The sequence below is a fragment of the Pantoea sp. SYBGC1 genome, assembly GCF_057197005.1.
The window spans coordinates 26399-45087 of record NZ_JBXUNM010000014.1; the positions used below are offsets into that span (position 1 = coordinate 26399).

Sequence of the window (18689 nt, forward strand, 5' to 3'; positions counted from 1 at the left end):
TGCCGGGCAGGGGAGATTTCAGAGTCCCAGCAGCAGCTGGCGCTCCAGCTGCGGGTCCACCAGCGTGACATGCAGCCCCACCAGCCTTACTCCGCGATCTGCCCGACGCGCTTCCCAGACCTGACGCGCCACCGCCACCATATCCTCTTTATTCAGCACCGCCCAGACGTGCTCCTGCGTGGTCTGCTGAAAATCGCTGAACTTAAATTTCACCCCCTGCCGGGCGATCTGCTTATCTGGCCGGATAGCACCCAGACGGCGATCCAGCTCCGCATAGAGATAGTCAATAATCGGCAGACACTGCTCCCAGTGGTGGATATCTTCCGGCAGCGTGCGCTCTACCCCGAGCGACTTACGTTCACGTTCGACGATCACTTCGCGGTCGTCAATGCCGTTGCTGCGTTCCCAGAGCGAGCGGCCAAACTTTCCGAAGCGCTTCAGCAGCAGCGCCAGGTCGGCGCGCTGCACGTCAGCACAGGTACGCAGCCCCATCTCCTCCAGTTTTTTGGTCGCCACTTTGCCCACGCCCGGGATCTTACTGAGCGGCAGCTCATGCAGAAACGCCGGCACCGCCTGCGGGGTGATCACATACTGGCCGTCAGGCTTATTAAGGTCGGAGGCGATTTTCGCCAGAAATTTGATCGGTGCGATGCCGGCCGACGCCGTCAGCCCGGTTTCGCGCAAGATATCCGCGCGGATCGCCTGCGCCATCAGCGTCGCCGACCCCTGGCAGTGCAGACTGCTGGTGACATCCAGATAGGCTTCATCCAGCGAGAGCGGTTCAATCAGTGGCGTATAGCGGAGAAAGATGTCGCGGATCTGTCGCGAGGCCTCTTTATAGGCGTCAAAACGCCCCGGCAGCAGGCGCAGATGCGGACAGAGACGCAGCGCGGTCGAGGTCGGCATGGCGCTGCGCACGCCATATTTGCGCGCCGGATAGTTAGCAGTACTGATGACTCCGCGCTGAACGCGGTTGCCGCCAATCGCGATAGGAATATCCCGCAACGACGGATCGTCACGCATCTCAACCGCTGCGTAAAAGCAGTCCATATCGACATGAATGATTTTGCGCATACCCCCTCCGGACACTGGCTAAGTATACAGTAGCGAAGGCGTTGAGCAATCTTCCTCATCATCAATGTCGCGCCTGAGCGTTTTTACTCCCCCGATGCTTCACAACTTTGCGCCATTTTGTTGCCCGCTATCTTGATTAAAAGCCAGACAATGTTAATGTTGCGCAGCGATAGCGGATATTTCCGATAATGCAACTGAGTGACGCTGCGCGTCTGAGTTTTTCTTCACTTCAAGGTACACACAGAATGGGCAGAATCGCACTGCTGTTCGCGATGATTCTTATGCCAGTCCTTAGCTGGGCAATCACACCTGAACCCGCACAGCCGCTGGCTCCGGTAAGCAAAGAGTTAAAGAAACAACTGCTGGGTACGCCGATGTTTATTCAGATTTTCAAAGAAGAGCGTACGCTGGAGCTCTATGGCAAAATCGGTAATGAATATCGCCTGCTGGACAGCTATCGCATCTGTAATTTTTCCGGCGGACTCGGTCCCAAGCGCCGCCAGGGCGACTTCAAAAGTCCGGAAGGTTTCTACAACGTTAAACTTAATCAGCTGAAACCCGACAGCCGCTTTTACCGCGCCATCAATACCGGTTTTCCTAACCAGTACGATCGCAGCAAGGGCTATAACGGCAACTATCTGATGATTCACGGCGACTGCGTTTCCGTGGGCTGCTACGCCATGACCAACGGCTCAATGGATGAGATTTTCAACTACGTTAATGCGGCCCTGCGTAACGGCCAGCAGGAGATGCAGCTGAATATCTATCCGTTCCGCATGACGGAAAGCAATATGCAGCGTCATCGCTATTCGACCTACATCGATTTCTGGCGCGAACTGCAGCCGGGCTACGCCTATTTTGCTAAATATCACGTACCGCCCAGCGTTAACGTCACCGCAACGGGTCAGTATGCGGTGAACAACACGCCGGTACTTTCTGCACCGGACGCGGCGTCCAAATCATTCCTGGCGCTCACCCAGGCAAAATAGTGCCCACTCGCCTGGCGCTATCCGGTGCCAGGTTTCATTTCCGGTCAGCGGCTGCGTGGCGATAACCGTCACCACATCATGTGGCGTGGTCTGCTGCTGGAAATCGATCTCCACATCCTGATCCAGCAGGCGCGCTTTACCAAACGGCGCGCGCCGCGTGATCCAGTAAAGATTGGTAGAGCAGAACGCCATCAGATAGCGACCATCCGATAGCAGCATATTGAAAACGCCCTTTTCACGCAGCTCGCCGGCGAGCTCGGCGATATAGCGGAATACGGCGGGCCAGTTGCCTGGCGTGCGCGGATAGCGCGCCTGCAGCTGTGAGAGGATCCAGCAAAACGCCTTTTCACTGTCGGTCTCCCCCACCGGGCGGAAGTGGCCGCTGTCGAGCTGGCGATAGCCTTTAAGCTGTCCGTTGTGCGCGTAAGTCCAGTTGCGGCCCCACAGCTCGCGGGTAAACGGATGCGTATTCTCCAGCGAGACTTCGCCCCGGTTTGCCTGGCGGATATGCGCGACCACCGAGTGCGATTTGATCGGATACTCCTGCACCAGGCGGGCAACCGGTGAATTTACGCTCGGCAGCGGATCTTTAAACGTGCGGCACCCTTTACCTTCATAAAAGGCGATACCCCAGCCATCTTTATGCGGCCCGGTACCGCCGCCGCGCTGCACCAGTCCGGTAAAACTGAAACAGATATCCGTAGGGACATTGGCGCTCATCCCGAGCAGTTCGCACATAGCTTCCCCCCTTCTCACTCCTCCCGGCATGCGGGAAGGCAGCGTAAATTACTTAACCATCTCTTTTTCAATCAGCAGCATCAGGATATGGATCACTTTAATGTGGATCTCCTGAATGCGATCGGCATAGCCGAAATGCGGCACCCGGATCTCAATATCTGCACTGCCCGCCATTTTGCCGCCATCTTTGCCGGTCAGGGTGATCACTTTCATTCCCTGCGCGCGCGCAGCCTCAATCGCTTTGATAATGTTAGCGGAGTTGCCGGAAGTGGAGAGCCCCAGCAGCACATCGCCTTCGCGCCCGACCGCTTCCACATAGCGCGAAAACACATGGTCGTAGCCGAAGTCGTTGCTGACGCAGGAGAGATGGCTGACATCGGAAATCGCAATCGCCGGGTAGCCGGGACGATTTTCGCGATAGCGGCCGGTCAGCTCCTCGGCAAAATGCATCGCGTCACAGTGCGATCCCCCATTGCCGCAGGAGAGCACTTTTCCGCCCGCTTTGAAACTGTCTGCCAGCAGCACCGCAGCGCGCTGAATAGCGTGGATGTTCGCGTCGTCACTCAAAAATCGGGTCAGGGTGTCGGCGGCTTCGTTGAGTTCCGAGCGAATGATGTCCTGATACATAGGAGATGTCCTTTAGCGGAGAGGTTAACCCGGCAAGTTTAACGGAATGCCACAGGGGCGCAAAGCGCTGGCAGCAGGGAAAACGCGTCCGCTACAGCGTCGCCAGGTGATAAATGCGCCAGCCGCGATGATTTTGTGAGCCTGGTTGTAATTGTGATGTAAAGGAATTGCTTATTAAGACCGGCTGCTCTAAACCTGTGACTAACAGGTCAGACCTCTTACTACTTACGGAGCGATTCACTATGCTGCTGGTTTCCATCGTGGCGACGCTACTGCTGGTTAGCGCCCTCTTTTATCATCAGATATCCCTGCGTCTGAGCAGCGCCATCCTGCTGCTCTGGACCGCTGCCATGGCCTTGACCGGCCTCTGGAGCGCCTGGCTGCTGCCGCCGCTGGCGCTGGTCCTGCTGCCGTTTAACCTGACGTTGCTGCGCCAGCGCCTGTTTTCAAAACCGGCTCTGCGGGGCTTTCGCAACGTCATGCCGCCAATGTCACGCACCGAGCAGGAAGCGATCGATGCCGGCACGACCTGGTGGGAAGGCGACCTGTTTCAGGGCAAGCCGGACTGGCAGAAGCTGCATAACTACCCGCGCCCGCACCTCACCGATGAGGAGCAGGCGTTTCTGGATGGTCCGGTTGAGGAAGCGTGCCGTATGGCAAACGACTTCGCGATTACTCATGAGCTGGCCGATTTACCGCCGGAACTGTGGGCCTATCTGAAGCAGCATCGCTTTTTTGCCATGATCATCAAAAAAGAGTATGGCGGCCTGGAGTTTTCCGCTTATGCGCAGGCGCGCGTATTGCAGAAGCTGGCTGGCGTCTCCGGTATTCTGGCGATCACCGTCGGCGTCCCGAACTCTCTGGGGCCGGGTGAACTGCTGCAGCACTACGGTACTGAGGAGCAGAAAGATCACTACCTGCCACGACTGGCACGCGGTGAGGAGATCCCCTGTTTTGCCCTGACCAGCCCGGAAGCGGGTTCTGATGCGGGTGCCATTCCTGATACCGGCGTGGTCTGCATGGGCGAGTGGCAGGGCCAGCAGGTGCTGGGGATGCGTCTGACCTGGAACAAACGCTATATCACGCTGGCGCCGGTCGCCACCGTGCTGGGCCTGGCGTTTAAACTTTCCGATCCCGATCGCCTGCTGGGCGATAACCCGGAGCCGGGAATTACCTGTGCGCTGATCCCGACCCATACGCCGGGCGTGGAGATCGGTCATCGCCACTTCCCGCTCAACGTGCCGTTCCAGAACGGCCCGACGCGCGGCAACAACATTTTTGTGCCAATTGACTATATTATCGGCGGCCCGGCGATGGCCGGTCAGGGCTGGCGCATGCTGGTCGAGTGCCTCTCAGTCGGGCGCGGCATCACCCTGCCCTCTAACTCCACCGGCAGTCTGAAAAGCGTGGCGCTGGCCACCGGCGCTTATGCGCATATCCGCCGTCAGTTCAAAGTGGCGATTGGCAAAATGGAAGGCATTGAAGAGCCGCTGGCGCGTATTGCCGGTAATGCTTACGTTATGGACGCAGCCGCCACGCTGATCACTACCGGCATTATGCAGGGTGAAAAGCCCGCCGTGCTCTCTGCGATTGTGAAGTATCACTGTACCCACCGCGGTCAGCGCGCCATTATTGACGCGATGGATATCGCGGGCGGCAAAGGCATTATGCTCGGAGATAACAACTTCCTCGCCCGCGCCTATCAGGGTGCGCCAATTGCCATTACGGTTGAGGGCGCCAATATCCTGACGCGCAGCATGATTATCTTCGGCCAGGGTGCCATTCGCTGCCATCCGTGGGTGCTTAAAGAGATGGACGCGGCGGCGAAGAACGATCTCTCCCGCTTTGACCACGCGCTGTTCAGCCATATCGGTCACGTCGGCAGCAGCGCGGTACGCAGCCTGTGGCTTGGCCTGACCAACGGCCGCACCAGCGCCGCGCCGACGCGTGACGCGACGCGCCACTACTATCAGCAGCTTAATCGCCTGAGCGCAAACCTGGCGCTGCTCTCCGATATCTCCATGGCGGTGCTCGGCGGCAGCCTGAAGCGGCGCGAGCGTATCTCTGCCCGCCTTGGCGATGTGCTGAGCCAGATGTATCTGGCCTCCGCTACGCTGAAACGCTATGACGAAGAAGGACGCCATGAAGCCGATCTGCCGCTGGTGCACTGGGGCGTGCAGGATGCGCTGCATCAGGCAGAAGTGGCGATGGACGATCTGCTGCGTAACTTTCCGAACCGTCTGGCCGCCGGTGCGCTGCGCCTGGCTATCTTCGCCGGCGGCAAACGCTGCCTGCCGCCGTCAGACAAACTTGATCATAAACTGGCGAAGCTGCTGCAGCTGCCTTCTGCCACCCGCTCCCGCCTTGGCCGCGGTCAGTATCTGACGCCAGCTGAGCATAATCCGGCGGGCCAGCTGGAGCAGGCGCTGCAGGATGTGATGGCGGCAGAAGTGATCCACGATCGCCTCTGTCAGCAGCAGAAAAAGCCTCTCTCTTTTACCCGCCTTGATGCGCTGGCGCAGCGGGCGCTGAAGGAAGGACTGATCGACGAGAGCGAAGCGCAGGTGCTGATCCGCGCAGAAGCAAGCCGGCTGAAAGCCATTAATGTGGATGAGTTCGTGCCGGAAGCGCTGGCCGCACCGAAGCCACAACCCCGGCCGCAGGCGCGATCCAGCGAAGCGGCATAATCCCGACACCAGGTGCCAGACGCCTCCTTAGGGAGGCGTCTTTTTTTTGCCTGCGCCAGCCCCTACGCGGCCTGGCGAATGCGGGCAACCAGCGCCTCTTCATCCGCAATATGGTCAGCGGCCAGCATCAGGGTGCGCCCCAGCGCCAGCGCGCTGTGCAGACAGGCGTTGCGCATCCCGTCATCATCGATACCGGAAAAATCACTCAGCGTGATGGCGCTGAGGCTGCGCCGGATCAGCGCTGCACCGCTGTAGCCGAGAGCGTCATGCCAGACCGACTGCAGCAGCAGCTGGTCGCAGCCGGGCCAGCTGAAGAGCGCTTCGCTGCCCACCTGGCGGCGAAAGCCGGCGGAAAATCCGCGCCACAGCTGCTGAACCGCCTGCAGATGCTGCTCGCGCGCATCGGCGGCTTCGCGCAGCGGCAGCTGGCCGGGAGCCGCGCAGTAGTGGATCAGCAGATCGCTTAACGCCCCGCTGACGGCAAAACCAATAGGCGCAGCGCAGCCGTGCTCAGGCAGCTGTGTTTCAGGACGGGTAAGGAAACGCCAGCGCAGTACGCCGAGGATTTGCTGCAGCGCCTCATCCTGCTGCAGCTCCGCCGCCAGCGCCTGCAGCGTAACCGGCACCGGCACGGGCTGCCAGTTGAACAGCTGTTCCGCCAGGCGGCGTGCCGCTTCGTCATTTATCCCGGTTGATGCCGCCAGCAAAGTCTGCGCCAGCGCCTCGCCGGCGGCGCTGTTGTCATGAGGTTGTGCCATTACCTGCTCCTGTAAAAGCTGCATTTAGCCATCTAAGCGTCTTGATTGCCAAAGAGTAGCATCCTGATTATAGTGTCAGCAATACAGGGTTTCTTATCACGCTGCTTATGCGCAAGGCCAGCTTACTATGACGCCATTTGATCTTATTCCCGACAGCAAGCTTCCCGCGACCGGCACCACGATCTTTACGCAGATGAGCGCGCTTGCCGCCCGGCACGGCGCCATTAATCTTTCCCAGGGATTTCCCGATTTCAGCGGCCCCGCCCTGCTGCAGGCGCGGCTGGCGCATCACGTCAGCCAGGGAGCCAATCAGTATGCGCCGATGATCGGCACGCCGGAGCTGCGCGACGCCATCGCGGATAAAACCGCCGGGCTCTATGGCTACCGGCCCGACGCCGGCAGCGACATTACGGTGACCAGCGGGGCGACGGAAGCGCTCTACGCGGCCATTACCGCGCTGGTGCGCCCCGGCGACGAAGTGATCTGCTTTGACCCCAGCTACGACAGCTATGCGCCCGCGGTAACGCTGGCGGGCGGCGTGATGCAGCGCATCGCCCTGCAGCCGCCTGCGTTTCGCGTCGCCTGGCCTGCGTTTCGCGATCGGCTCAGCGCACGTACCCGGCTGGTGATTCTGAATACGCCGCACAATCCCTCCGCTACCGTCTGGCAGCAGAGCGATCTGGAGGCGCTGTGGCAGGCGATTGCAGATCGGGAGATTTATGTGCTGAGCGATGAAGTTTATGAGCATATCTGTTTCAGCACGGCAGGCCACGCCAGCGTGCTGTCGCATGCCGGACTGCGCCAGCGTGCGGTCACCGTCTCCTCATTTGGCAAGACCTATCATATGACCGGCTGGAAAGTGGGCTACGCCATAGCGCCGCCCGCTATCAGCGCCGAGCTGCGCAAGGTACATCAGTATCTGACTTTTTCCGTCAATACTCCGGCCCAGCTGGCGCTGGCGGATATGCTGCGCCAGCAGCCGGAACACTACCGGACGCTGCCTGAGTTTTACCGCGCCCGGCGCGATCGTCTGACGCAGGCGCTGGCAGCCAGTCGCTTTCAGGTATTACCCTGCGAAGGCACCTATTTTTTACTGCTGGACTACAGCGCGATCGCCGATCTGGACGACGTCAGCTTCTGCGAGTGGCTGACCAGAGAGGCGGGCGTCGCTGCTATCCCGCTGTCGGTGTTCTGCGCTGACCCTTTCCCGCACCGGCTGATCCGCCTGTGCTTTGCCAAACAAGAGGCGACGCTTGACGCCGCCGCGGAGCGCCTGTGCAAACTTTGAAGATTACTCTGCTGCAGCAGCCGCTGAGCTGGATGAACGGCGCCGCTAACCTGCGTCATTTTGATCGACTGCTGGAAAATCTGAGCGGACGCGATGTGATTGTGCTGCCGGAGATGTTTACAACCGGCTTTGCCATGGAGGCGGCGCAGGCTTCGCTGCCGCAGCAGGAGGTGGTGGCCTGGCTGCAGCATCACGCGCGGGCCACCCAGGCGCTGATCGGCGGCAGCGCGGCCATTCAGACAGAAGCGGGTGCGGTAAACCGTTTTTTGCTGGTGGAGCCAGACGGCACGCTGCATCAGTATGACAAACGCCATCTGTTTCGTATGGCGGAGGAGCATCAGCACTATCTGCCGGGCGAACGCCGGGAACGGGTTTACTGGCGCGGCTGGCGCATTCTGCCGCAGATTTGCTACGACCTGCGCTTTCCGGTGTTTTCCCGCAACCGTAACGATTACGATCTGGCGCTCTACGTGGCTAACTGGCCGGCCCCGCGCGCGCATCACTGGCAGGCGCTGCTGATGGCGCGCGCTATCGAAAATCAGGCGTATGTCGCCGGCTGTAACCGGGTGGGCAGCGACGGCAATCATCACCGCTACCGCGGCGACAGCCAGATTATCTCACCGCAGGGAGAGATCCTCGCGGCGGCTGAGCCGTTCACCCCGGCACGCCTGGATGCAGATCTGTCGCTGGAGGCGCTGCAGACGTACCGCGAGCGCTTTCCGGCGTGGCGCGATGCTGATACGTGGACACTGGAATAAAGCGCAGGCCGGCACCGGTAACGCCGGTAAGAAAAGCAAAAAAAACCGGAAGCGCGTGGCTTCCGGTTCTGCTTTTACACGGGCGTATCAGGCGCGATTCAGCGCAGGATAATTACGCCAGATCGAACCGGTCCAGGTTCATCACTTTTGTCCAGGCAGCCACAAAGTCATGGACAAATTTCTGCTTCGCATCGCTGCTGGCGTACACTTCCGCCAGCGCGCGCAGGATGGCGTTAGAACCGAACACCAGATCGGCGCGCGTGGCGTGATACTTCACTTCACCGCTTTCGCGATCGCGCCCTTCGAACAGCTCAGCGCGTTCATCAGTGGCGCGCCATGCGGTGCGCATATCGAGCAGATTGACAAAAAAGTCGTTGCTCAGCACGCCCGGACGATCGGTAAATACGCCGTGCTGACTGCCGTCATAGTTGGTGCCGAGCACGCGCAGGCCGCCCAGCAGCGCCGTCAGCTCCGGCGCGCTCAGCGTCAGCTGCTGCGCTTTATCCAGCAGCAGGGTCTCCGTTGAGGAACCGCCCTGCACGCGACGATAGTTACGGAAGCCATCGGCCAGCGGCTGCAGCACGTTAAATGACTCAATATCGGTCTGATCCTGACGCGCATCCACGCGACCCGGCATAAACGGCACCTGTACCGCCACGCCAGCGGCGGCTGCCGCCTGCTCAATACCAACGCTGCCTGCCAGCACAAGGATATCCGCCAGCGAGAGCTTGCCGGACGCCTGCTGGATCTGCTGCAAGACCGGCAGCACATCACTTACCACGCCGGCATTGACCGCCCAGCCGTTCTGCGGTGCCAGCGCCAGACGCGCGCCGTTAGCCCCCCCGCGCTTATCGCCGCCACGGAACGTTGAAGCGGATGCCCAGGCCACGGAGACCAGCTGGCTGACGCTCAGGCCCGATGCGGCAATCTGCGCTTTAGCCTGCGCAATATCATCAGCGCCAGGCTGATGCACTGGCTGCGGTAACGGATCCTGCCACAGCAGATCCTCTTTCGGTACTTCCGGACCGAGGTAGCGCGCTTTGGGTCCCATATCGCGGTGAGTCAGCTTGAACCAGGCGCGGGCGAACGCTTCATTGAACGCCTGCGGATCGTTCAGGAAGCGGCGCGAGATCTTCTCAAACTCCGGATCGAAACGCAGCGTCAGATCGGTCACCAGCATGGTGGGCTTGCGCTTTTTCTCCGGATCAAACGGATCGGGGATGATCGCTTCGGCATCCACCGCTTCAAACTGAATCGCGCCCGCCGGGCTGTGCGTCTGCACCCACTCATATTTGAACAGATTCTCAAAGAAGTAGTTGCTCCACTGGGTTGGCGTCTGCGTCCAGACCACTTCCAGACCAGAGGTGATGGCATCTGCGCCGGCGCCGCTGCCGTAGCTGTTATGCCAGCCAAAGCCCTGCGCTTCAATTGGTGAGGCTTCAGGATCGACATCAAGGTGGCTGGCCGCCGCCGCCCCGTGCGTTTTGCCCAGCGTGTGCCCGCCTGCGATAAGCGCGACGATCTCTTCATCGTTCATGCCCATGTTGCCGAAGGTGGCGCGGATCGCCGGAGCTGCAGAACGCGGATCGCCGCTCGCTTCCGGCCCCTCAGGGTTCACATAGATCAGGCCCATTTCGGTGGCGCCCAGCGGGGCATTTGCGAGGCTCTCGGGATGACGGTGCGCCAGCCACTCTTTTTCATGGCCCCAGTCCACATCCATATCCGGCTCCCAGACATCCTCACGACCGGCCCCAAAACCAAAGGTACGGAAACCGGCATTCTCCAGGGAGACGTTACCCGCCAGAATATAGAGATCGGCCCAGGAAATTTTCTGGCCATACTTCTGCTTTACCGGCCAGAGCAGGCGTCGTGCTTTATCAAGGCTGACGTTATCGGGCCAGGCGTTGAGCGGCGCAAAGCGCTGCTGTCCGCGTCCGGAGCCGCCGCGGCCATCAATGGTGCGGTAGGTACCGGCGCTGTGCCACGCCATACGAATAAACAGGCCAATGTAGCTGCCCCAGTCGGCGGGCCACCAGGATTGTGAATCGGTCAGCAGCGCGCGGATATCCGCTTTTAGCGCCGCGTAGTCAAGCTGGCTGAACGCCTCGCGGTAGCTGAAATTTTCATCCAGCGGATTAGAGCGGCTGGAGTGCTGATTCAGCAGGTCGACCCGCAGCATATTAGGCCACCAGTCGCGGTTCGAGGTGCCGCTGCCGGCGCCGCGTGCAAGCACGCTCTTCTCTTCTGACGCTCCATGATGAAAAGGACATTTTCCGGACGCTGCAGCATTATCGTTATGTTCTGGCGTGCTCATTATTCGGCTCCATTGGCTTCACGTTTTGCGGTTAAGATAGCGGCACTCAGGAGCAGAATATATTTGGATGGACCGAAAGCTTTGATAGCTTTTGTCTTTCAAAAAGAGGTTTTGTGACAGGCTGCACAAAATGAAACGCGACCGGTCAGCTGCCGCGATAGGTGGACCAGGACCAGGGGGAGATCAAAAACGGCAGATGATAATGGCTGCCCGCCCGTCCGATCACAAAGTCTATCTGCGCGCTGACATAGAGCGCATCGCGCCCGTCAGCGGCAAAATAGTCGCCAATCTCTGCTGTCAGTCGGTAGTGCCCCGGCGCCAGGGGTTCCGGTGTTAAATCGCTGATACGCCCGTCGCGATCGGTTTCTCCTTCACTGACCGGAAACCACCCTTCCGGGCTGTTCTGCTCCAGCGAGACGGCAACGCCTGCGGCCGGTGTGCCGAGCGCGGTATCAAGAATATGTGTAGTGATAGTGCTCATATGATGCTCTCCTTAAGCCGTAACAGGGTAATTTCCCGCAGCTGTGCCAGCGTCTCCTGCTGTTCGCACGCCATAGTATTGTTAAGCCTGCGCTGCAACTCTGCCAGCATCTGCTCCGCGCTGCGCCCGCTGGCCCGGATCAGAAATACCCGGCCAAAGCGTGCTTCATAGGCCTGATTACCTGCGCGCATCGCGCACTGCAGGTCGCGGTCCGCCTGCTGCATGGCAGCCTGCTCCTGACGCGACAGCGTGGCCTCATGCGCTGTACCCTGTGCTGCTTCACCAATACGCGGATGGGCGCTGAGCGCCTGCTCCAGCTCCGCCTGTTGCCAGCGCTGCGCCAGCTGCTGCGCCCGCCTGGCGAGCGCGCTCAGGGATGCATAGGGCCGTGCGGCCACCAGCGCCTGCTGCCAGGCAGGAATGGCGACGCAGTGCGCGATTGCCTGACGGGCGTCAGCCGCATCCGCCTGATTAAACTCATTCAGCTTCATGCCCGCTCCCTTATGCCTGCGCCAGCGCTGTTACCGCCTGCAGATACGCCTGCACGCCCAGCGCCACATCGTCCGTCTTTACCGATTCCGCCGGGTGGTGGCTGATACCGCGATGGTTACGCACAAACAGCATACCGACCGGCCAGCGCTCCGCCATGGCAATTGCATCATGACCTGCCCCGCTCGGCAGTGCCAGCGTGCAGCCCTGAACGGTTTCTACCGCCGCGCCCAGCGCCTGCTGCAGCCGTTTATCGCACGGCGTCGCGGCAATGCGGTAATATTCGCTGGCGCTGAAGCTCACCCCGCGCCGCAGCGCAATCGCCTGCGCCTGCGTTAACAGCCGCGACAGGTGCCGCTCCAGCGGCTCATCCTGCGGGCCGCGAATATCGAGCGACAGCTGCACCTCTCCCGGAATGACATTCACTGCGCCAGGCTGACAGCTGAGCGTGCCGGTTGTCGCCACCAGCGGCGCCTGCGTCGCCTGTTCGATAAACAGCATCCACTCAGCGGCGGCGGCCAGCGCATCTTTGCGCAGCAGCATCGGCACCGTGCCGGCGTGTCCCGCCTCGCCGCTGAAATGGCAGTTAAGACGGCGCGCGCCGTTGATGGCGGTGACTACGCCCAGGGCTAAATCCGCCTCCTCCAGGCAGGGTCCCTGTTCGATATGCAGCTCCAGATAGGCGGCGATCTCGCTGACATGACGTGCCGCCAGGCTCACCTGTGTGGCATCCAGCCCGGCATCCTGCATCGCGGCAGCGACCGTAATGCCGTTGCCGTCGGGATGGGTGATCCAGCTCTCCGGCCAGCTGCCGGTCAGGCCGCGGCTGCCCAGCAGCGTAATGCCGAAGCGGGTGCCCTCCTCATCCGCAAAACCCACTATCTCGACCGCCAGCGGCAGTCGCTGCCGGCGATCGTGCAGCCACTGCACGGTTTCAATTGCGCTCAGCACGCCCAGCATACCGTCATAGCGTCCGGCGTTGCGCACGGTATCAAGGTGGGAACCGAGCAGCAGCGCCGCTGCACCCGGCTCAGCCGCCTCATAGCGGCCGCAGATATTACCTACGGCATCCTGCCAGGTCCGCATGCCCGCTGCCTGCATCCACTCCGCCACGCAGGCGTTAGCACGCAGGTGCTCCGGAGAGAGATAAACGCGCGTCAGGCTATCCTCCTCCTCGCTGATCTCCGCCAGCGCATCACAGCGTGCCATAATGCGCGCGGCGGCCGACTGCGCCTCTTCAGCGCTCATCTGGCGTGCACTCATGCTTCGCTCCCGTAGCGATCCCAGGCGGCCTGCAGCGCCGCGCCCTGCGGCGTACGAAAACCGCAGTGCTGCAGCACCGCTTCAAGCGCACTCAGGGTCTGCATCACGCAATCTTTACGCGCGTTATAGCCCATGGTGCCGATGCGCCACACTTTGCCATGCAGCGGACCAAATGACGTGCCGATCTCAATGCCAAAATCGTCCAGCATCAGTTTGCGCACCTGGTCGCCGTTCACGCCCTGCGGAATAACAACGCCCAGCACGTTGTTCATTTTGTGCTGCAGATCGCCAAAGGTTTCCAGTCCCATGCCCTGAATGCCTTTCAGCAGCGCATCACCATGCAGCTTGTGCCGGGCGATGCTGTTATCCAGCCCCTCCTGCAGAATGATGCGCGCGCATTCGCGGGCGCCAAACAGCGCGCTGGTCGCTTCCGTATGGTGATTAAGACGCTCCGGCCCCCAGTAATCCATGATCATGCCGAGATCAAAATAGTTGGAGTAGATCATCTCATCATCGCCATCCTGGTGCGCTGCCGTGCGGATCCCCTCCTCCACGCATTTACGCTTGCGGATGATCTCCTCCATCTGCGGGCTCAGGGTGACGGGAGAGGTGCCGGAGGGACCGCCCAGGCATTTCTGCATGCCGGCAGAGACCGCATCCAGCCCCCAGGCATCGGTTTCCAGCGCGTTGCCCGCCAGTGAGGCGGTGGCATCGGTATAGAACAGTACGCCATACCGGCGACAGATAGCGCCCAGCTCCGCCAGCGGCTGCAGCATGGTGGTTGACGTGTCGCCCTGCACCGTCAGCAGCAGACGCGGCTTAACCCGTTTGATCGCGTCCTCAATCTGATCCGGCGAGAACACTTCGCCCCAGGGCACTTCAATCGTATGCACTTCCGCCCGGCAGCGCCGCGCAATCTCGCACAGCAGATGACCAAAACGGCCAAACACCGGTACCAGCACCCGATCGCCGGGACGGATAGCGGAGAGCAGAATCGCCTCAATGCCGGCGCGTGAGGTGCCGTCAATCAGCAGCGTCCAGCGGTTTTCGGTGCGAAAAATGCCGCGATAGAGCGCCATGACTTCATTCATGTAGTGCGTCATCGCCGGATCGTACTGCCCGAGCAGCTGGCTCGACATGGCGCGCAGCACGCGCGGGTCGGCGTTAATCGGCCCTGGCCCCATCAGCAGACGCTGCGGCGGATTGATCTGAGAGAACTGATGAATGTCCATAGTGAATTCCTTAATGGCCCCGCTCAGAGGCGTACGGTCGAAATAAACTGTTTCAGTTCGGCGGTCTGCGGCTGCGCAAACAGCGTTTTACTGCTGCCCTGCTCCCATACCCGCCCCTGATGCATAAATACCACCCGGTCGCCCACGTCGCGGGCAAAATTCATTTCATGCGTCACGAGGATCAGCGTCATCCCTTCCGCTGCCAGCTGCTCCAGCACCTTCAGCACCTCACCCACCAGCTCCGGATCGAGCGCGGAGGTGATCTCATCGCAGAGCAGCACTTTTGGCTGCATCGCCAGCGCCCGGGCAATCGCCACGCGCTGCTGCTGGCCACCGGAGAGGCTGGCCGGGTAGTAATCCAGTCGCTCACCCAGCCCCACTTTTTCCAGCATTTTTGCCGCCAGCTCCCGGCACTCCGCCGCGCTTTTTTTCAGCACGCGGCGCGGCGCCAGCATCACATTCTCCAGCGCGGTCATGTGCGGGAAAAGATTAAAGTTCTGGAACACCATGCCGACCGAGCGGCTGATTTCACGCGCCTGCGATTCACGATGCGTGATGGTCATGCCGCCCAGCTTAATGCTGCCCTCCTGGTAGCCCTCCAGTCCGTTCATACAGCGCAGCAGCGTGCTTTTACCGGAGCCGCTGCGGCCGATAATCGAGATCACTTCGCCATTATCGATATCCAGATCAACCCCTTTCAGGACATGATTTTCGCCATAGTATTTCTGAACCTGATTAATGGTGATGAGCGGCATGGAATTTTTTCTCCAGGTACTGGCTGTAGCGCGACAGCGGATAACACATCAGGAAGTAGCCAAGCGCCACGAGGCCAAACACCTTAAACGGCTGATACGTGACGTTGTTTAAAATGGTGCCGGCTTTCGTCAGCTCGATAAAACCGATGATTGAGGCCAGCGCGGTGCCTTTAATCACCTGCACCGCAAAGCCCACCGTGGGCGCAATGCCGATGCGGATCGCCTGTGGCGCCACGACGCGGCAGAGCGTCTGGCCGAAGTTCAGGCCGAGGCAGCGTGACGCCTCCCACTGACCTTTTGGCAGCGCGCGTATGCTGCCGTACCAGATATCGAGCAGAAAGGCGCTGGTATAAAAGGTCAGCGCCAGCGAGGCGGCGGTCCACGGCGCCACGTCCACGCCAAACAGACCGACGCCAAAAAACGCGAGAAACAGCTGCATCAGCAGCGGCGTGCCCTGAAACAGCGCGGTATAGCCCTGAATCAGTCGCGTCAGCCACGGCTTTTTCAGCAGGCGCAGCAGCAGCAGCGGCAGCGTCACCAGCGTGCCGCCGGCGAAGGCCACCAGCGACAGCAGCAGCGTCCAGCGTGCGGCCAGCAGCAGATTGCGCAAAATGTCCCAGTCGGTAAAGGTTGTCATGCCGGCTCTGCTCCAAACCATTTACGCCCCAGCGCCAGCAGCAGCTGACGCATCGCAACTGACAACGCCAGATAGAGCAGCGTGGTCACCAGGTAGACTTCAAAACTCAAGAACGTGCGGGACTGAATCAGGTTGGCCGCAAAGGTCAGCTCCTCATAAGAGACCTGCGACACCACCGATGAGCCGAGCATAACGATGATGCACTGGCTGACCAGGGCCGGGTAGATGCGCTGCAGTGAAGGTGGCAGCACCACGCGCAGAAAGGTCTGCGTGCGGCTTAAACCCAGCACGCGCCCCGCTTCCCACTGTCCTTTTGGCGTGACCTGAATGCCGGCGCGGATAATCTCTGTGCTGTAAGCGCCGAGATTGATCAGCATCGCCAGCAGCGCAGCTTCTCCGGCGGTGAGCTTTAGGCCCAGGTTGGGCAGGCCAAACACGATAAAAAACAGCTGTACAACAAACGGCGTATTGCGGATCAGCTCCACATAGACGCCCCAGAGGCGGCTGGCCCAGCCCGGCCTGCCGCTGCGCAGCGCCGCGCCGAGGATGCCGAGGCTGACGCCCCCGAGCGTAGCCACCACCGTAAGCTGCACAGAGACCCACAGCCCGGCCAGCAGTTCCGGCCAGTAAGGCCAGAGTTCAGCGAAATTTAGCTGCGCCATGACTCAGGCACCGAGCGAGGCGGGCAGCGGCGCTTTCAGCCACTCTTCCGAGAGCTTATTCAGCGTACCGTCCTTTATACCCTGTTCGATCAGCGTATCGACCTCTGCTTTCAGCGCCGGCTCATTCTTCTTCAGACCGATAAAGCAGGGAGAGTCTTTCAGCATAAACTGCGCCACCGGCGCTTTTGCCGCGTTCTGCCGGGTGATGGCCGCCACCACCAGATTACCGGTTGCCACATACTGCACCTGACCGGAGAGATAAGCGGAAAGCGTGGTGTTGTTATCTTCGTAACGCTTGACCTGCGCATCTTTCGGCGCGGCCGCGCTCAGCACCATATCCTCTACTGCGCCCCGCGTAACGCCGATCGTTTTGCCGCTCAGCGCGGCGGCATCCTTCAGCGTCTCACCTTTCGGCCCGAACACGCCGAGGAAAAAGGGCGCATAGGCGCGGCTGAAAGCGATGACCTTTTCCCGCTCCGCATTTTTCCCCATGCTGGAGATCACCAGATCGACTTTATCCGTCTGCAGATAAGGTACGCGGTTGGCGCTGGAGACCGGCACCAGCTGCAACTTCAGTTTCATCTGCTTTGCCAGATAGCGCGCCATATCGATGTCATAGCCCTGCGGCTGCAGATCGGTGCCCACTGATCCAAACGGCGGGAAATCCTGCGGCACCGCGATGCGGATCACGCCGCGCTTTTGAATATCCTGCAGCTGATCCGCCTGCGCGCTGCCTGCCTGAGCCAGTAAAAGCGCCGCACCCGCTACCGCCAGTAAAACCTTTTTCATTATGCACCCCGGTGTGTTGAACGTGAAACAAAAGATTCCTGAAAAGAACAATTGCAACTAATGTGCCAATCGAAGCGACAGACAAAAACCGGTGACAAACCGGCATGAAAGGGATAAACCGCAGGAAAAATCGGGTACTGGCGTACCCTGCTTCAGAGATTCAAAACGGTGCAGCGCACCATTTCAGTGCCCGCTATCGGTGTTCCAGCTCATCGAGATGCTGATAGAGATCGGCTATCTGATGAATGCGCTGCCGACCCTGCGCCAGAGTTTCATGCAGCAGCGCATTTGCCAGTAAATTGACCAGGCTCATGGCTGAAGCGTAACTGTCGAAAGCAGACACGCTGTCCAGCGGGGCACAAAGCTGCCAGCGTGCCACGCCCTGAATCCCCTGCGCCTGCGGCTCGGAGAGCGCCAGCAGCGGGATATCGCGCTGCTGCAGCTGCTGCATCAGCGGACGCAGCAGGCGCGGACGTCGCCGGAACGCCATCACCACCACCATATCGTCCGGGGTAATATCCACCAGCTCTTCGCCCAGCGTCTGGCCCGGCTGCGGCAGCAGTACCACGTGGGCACGCGCCTGCAGCAGCTGCTGACGCAGGTGCAGCGCCACCGGGTACGCGTTACGCATACCGACAATAAAGACGCGTTTTGCGCTGCCCAGCGCGGCGACGACGTCACTTAACTGCTGGCTGTCGATACGGTTGATCCACTGCGTCAGGTTCGCCATCTCCTGCTTATAGTGGCGCGCCAGCAGCGTGTTTCCCTGTACCGCGTCGCGGTTGTCGGTGAGCGGCATTCCGCTCTGCCGCAGGGTGCGCAGCTCATCGCGCATATCTTTATATTTTTCATAGCCAAGGCGCCGGAACAGCCGGCTTACCGTTGCTTTGGAGACGCCGCTTAGCCGCGCCAGTTCGGCACTGTTGTAGCTGATCAGGTCATCAAAATGGTCAAACACAAAGTCAGCAATGCGCTGCTCCTGAGGCGACAGCTGCGCGTACTGGCTGCGCAGACGTTCATCGAGTTGTTTCATGCGTTGTCCTGTAACTTTCGTTTCACCCTGCTCTAGCATAAATCGATCCAGCGCCTGCCGACAGAAAAAGTGGAACAGCTCTTGCTTATGTTTACGTCAGGGAATGCCGCCGCAG

At 60.3% G+C, this 18689-nt stretch carries 18 protein-coding genes; 4 read left to right on the forward strand and 14 right to left on the reverse strand.

All coding sequences use genetic code 11. The annotated features are described in order from the left end of the window. Nucleotides 1-18: 18 nt before the first annotated feature. Nucleotides 19-1074 (reverse strand): DNA polymerase IV, encoded by a 1056-nt coding sequence (gene dinB / locus AC2CF9_RS17200; protein WP_071668489.1) that lies wholly within the window; start codon nucleotides 1072-1074, stop codon nucleotides 19-21. A 245-nt stretch (nucleotides 1075-1319) separates the two neighbouring features. Here dinB and dpaA point away from each other — a divergent pair, with 245 nt between their 5' ends. Beyond that, nucleotides 1320-2063, forward strand: a complete 744-nt coding sequence (gene dpaA / locus AC2CF9_RS17205; protein WP_484557542.1) for a peptidoglycan meso-diaminopimelic acid protein amidase — start codon at nucleotides 1320-1322, stop codon at nucleotides 2061-2063. Here the strand turns inward: dpaA and AC2CF9_RS17210 are convergent. Both AC2CF9_RS17210 and lpcA read right to left on the reverse strand, forming a co-directional pair. After that, nucleotides 2034-2801 carry a class II glutamine amidotransferase gene (locus tag AC2CF9_RS17210; RefSeq protein WP_150018573.1) on the reverse strand — a complete coding sequence of 256 codons (768 nt, stop codon included), beginning with the start codon at nucleotides 2799-2801 and terminating at the stop codon, nucleotides 2034-2036. The two genes, dpaA and AC2CF9_RS17210, sit on opposite strands and share 30 nt — an antisense overlap. Before the next feature lie 48 nt (nucleotides 2802-2849). Next, complete coding sequence (lpcA, locus tag AC2CF9_RS17215; RefSeq protein ID WP_065650032.1) at nucleotides 2850-3428, reverse strand: D-sedoheptulose 7-phosphate isomerase; 579 nt, start codon at nucleotides 3426-3428, stop codon at nucleotides 2850-2852. 242 nt (nucleotides 3429-3670) lie between these two features. On the opposite strand from lpcA, the gene fadE reads away from it, so the two are divergent. Beyond that, nucleotides 3671-6115, forward strand: a complete 2445-nt coding sequence (gene fadE, locus AC2CF9_RS17220; RefSeq protein ID WP_484557543.1) for an acyl-CoA dehydrogenase FadE — start codon at nucleotides 3671-3673, stop codon at nucleotides 6113-6115. A 62-nt stretch (nucleotides 6116-6177) separates the two neighbouring features. Here the strand turns inward: fadE and AC2CF9_RS17225 are convergent, their stop codons facing one another. Next, a complete protein-coding gene (locus AC2CF9_RS17225) occupies nucleotides 6178-6873 on the reverse strand; it encodes a hypothetical protein (RefSeq protein ID WP_150018575.1) in 696 nt (231 codons plus the stop codon). Between the two features lie 127 nt (nucleotides 6874-7000). Between AC2CF9_RS17225 and AC2CF9_RS17230 the strand changes: the two genes are divergently transcribed. Next, nucleotides 7001-8161: a pyridoxal phosphate-dependent aminotransferase gene (locus AC2CF9_RS17230; protein WP_150018576.1), complete on the forward strand. Its 1161-nt coding sequence runs from the start codon at nucleotides 7001-7003 to the stop codon at nucleotides 8159-8161. Further along, nucleotides 8149-8919, forward strand: coding sequence for an amidohydrolase (locus AC2CF9_RS17235; protein WP_484557544.1), 771 nt, complete (start codon nucleotides 8149-8151; stop codon nucleotides 8917-8919). Before AC2CF9_RS17230 ends, AC2CF9_RS17235 begins: the two co-directional genes overlap by 13 nt. Before the next feature lie 112 nt (nucleotides 8920-9031). Here AC2CF9_RS17235 and katG read toward each other — a convergent pair whose 3' ends face one another. The 10 genes from katG to hpxU all read right to left on the reverse strand — a co-directional run bounded on the left by katG (nucleotide 9032) and on the right by hpxU (nucleotide 18574). Continuing rightward, entirely contained in the window at nucleotides 9032-11233 is a 2202-nt protein-coding gene (gene katG / locus AC2CF9_RS17240) for a catalase/peroxidase HPI (RefSeq protein ID WP_484557545.1), read from the reverse strand. Nucleotides 11234-11378: 145 nt separating this feature from the next. Continuing rightward, a complete protein-coding gene (gene uraH, locus AC2CF9_RS17245) occupies nucleotides 11379-11714 on the reverse strand; it encodes a hydroxyisourate hydrolase (protein ID WP_071668481.1) in 336 nt (111 codons plus the stop codon). Continuing rightward, entirely contained in the window at nucleotides 11711-12205 is a 495-nt protein-coding gene (gene uraD / locus AC2CF9_RS17250; RefSeq protein WP_484557546.1) for a 2-oxo-4-hydroxy-4-carboxy-5-ureidoimidazoline decarboxylase, read from the reverse strand. The genes uraH and uraD overlap by 4 nt, the downstream gene beginning before the upstream one ends. A gap of 10 nt (nucleotides 12206-12215) precedes the next feature. Then, nucleotides 12216-13466 carry an allantoate amidohydrolase gene (gene hpxK / locus AC2CF9_RS17255; protein WP_484557547.1) on the reverse strand — a complete coding sequence of 417 codons (1251 nt, stop codon included), beginning with the start codon at nucleotides 13464-13466 and terminating at the stop codon, nucleotides 12216-12218. Then, entirely contained in the window at nucleotides 13463-14698 is a 1236-nt protein-coding gene (locus AC2CF9_RS17260; protein WP_094112069.1) for a pyridoxal-phosphate-dependent aminotransferase family protein, read from the reverse strand. The genes hpxK and AC2CF9_RS17260 overlap by 4 nt, the downstream gene beginning before the upstream one ends. Nucleotides 14699-14721: 23 nt before the next feature. Further along, the gene (locus tag AC2CF9_RS17265; protein WP_484557548.1) at nucleotides 14722-15453 is read right to left on the reverse strand and encodes an amino acid ABC transporter ATP-binding protein; all 732 of its coding nucleotides are present in this window, start codon (nucleotides 15451-15453) and stop codon (nucleotides 14722-14724) included. Then, nucleotides 15434-16090, reverse strand: coding sequence for an amino acid ABC transporter permease (locus tag AC2CF9_RS17270; protein WP_065650048.1), 657 nt, complete (start codon nucleotides 16088-16090; stop codon nucleotides 15434-15436). Before AC2CF9_RS17270 ends, AC2CF9_RS17265 begins: the two co-directional genes overlap by 20 nt. Next, entirely contained in the window at nucleotides 16087-16752 is a 666-nt protein-coding gene (locus tag AC2CF9_RS17275; RefSeq protein ID WP_484557549.1) for an amino acid ABC transporter permease, read from the reverse strand. The genes AC2CF9_RS17270 and AC2CF9_RS17275 overlap by 4 nt, the downstream gene beginning before the upstream one ends. Nucleotides 16753-16755: 3 nt before the next feature. Beyond that, nucleotides 16756-17541 (reverse strand): transporter substrate-binding domain-containing protein, encoded by a 786-nt coding sequence (locus AC2CF9_RS17280; RefSeq protein ID WP_039382831.1) that lies wholly within the window; start codon nucleotides 17539-17541, stop codon nucleotides 16756-16758. Between the two features lie 193 nt (nucleotides 17542-17734). After that, complete coding sequence (gene hpxU, locus AC2CF9_RS17285) at nucleotides 17735-18574, reverse strand: MurR/RpiR family transcriptional regulator HpxU (protein WP_150018590.1); 840 nt, start codon at nucleotides 18572-18574, stop codon at nucleotides 17735-17737. Between the last annotated feature and the right edge of the window lie 115 nt (nucleotides 18575-18689).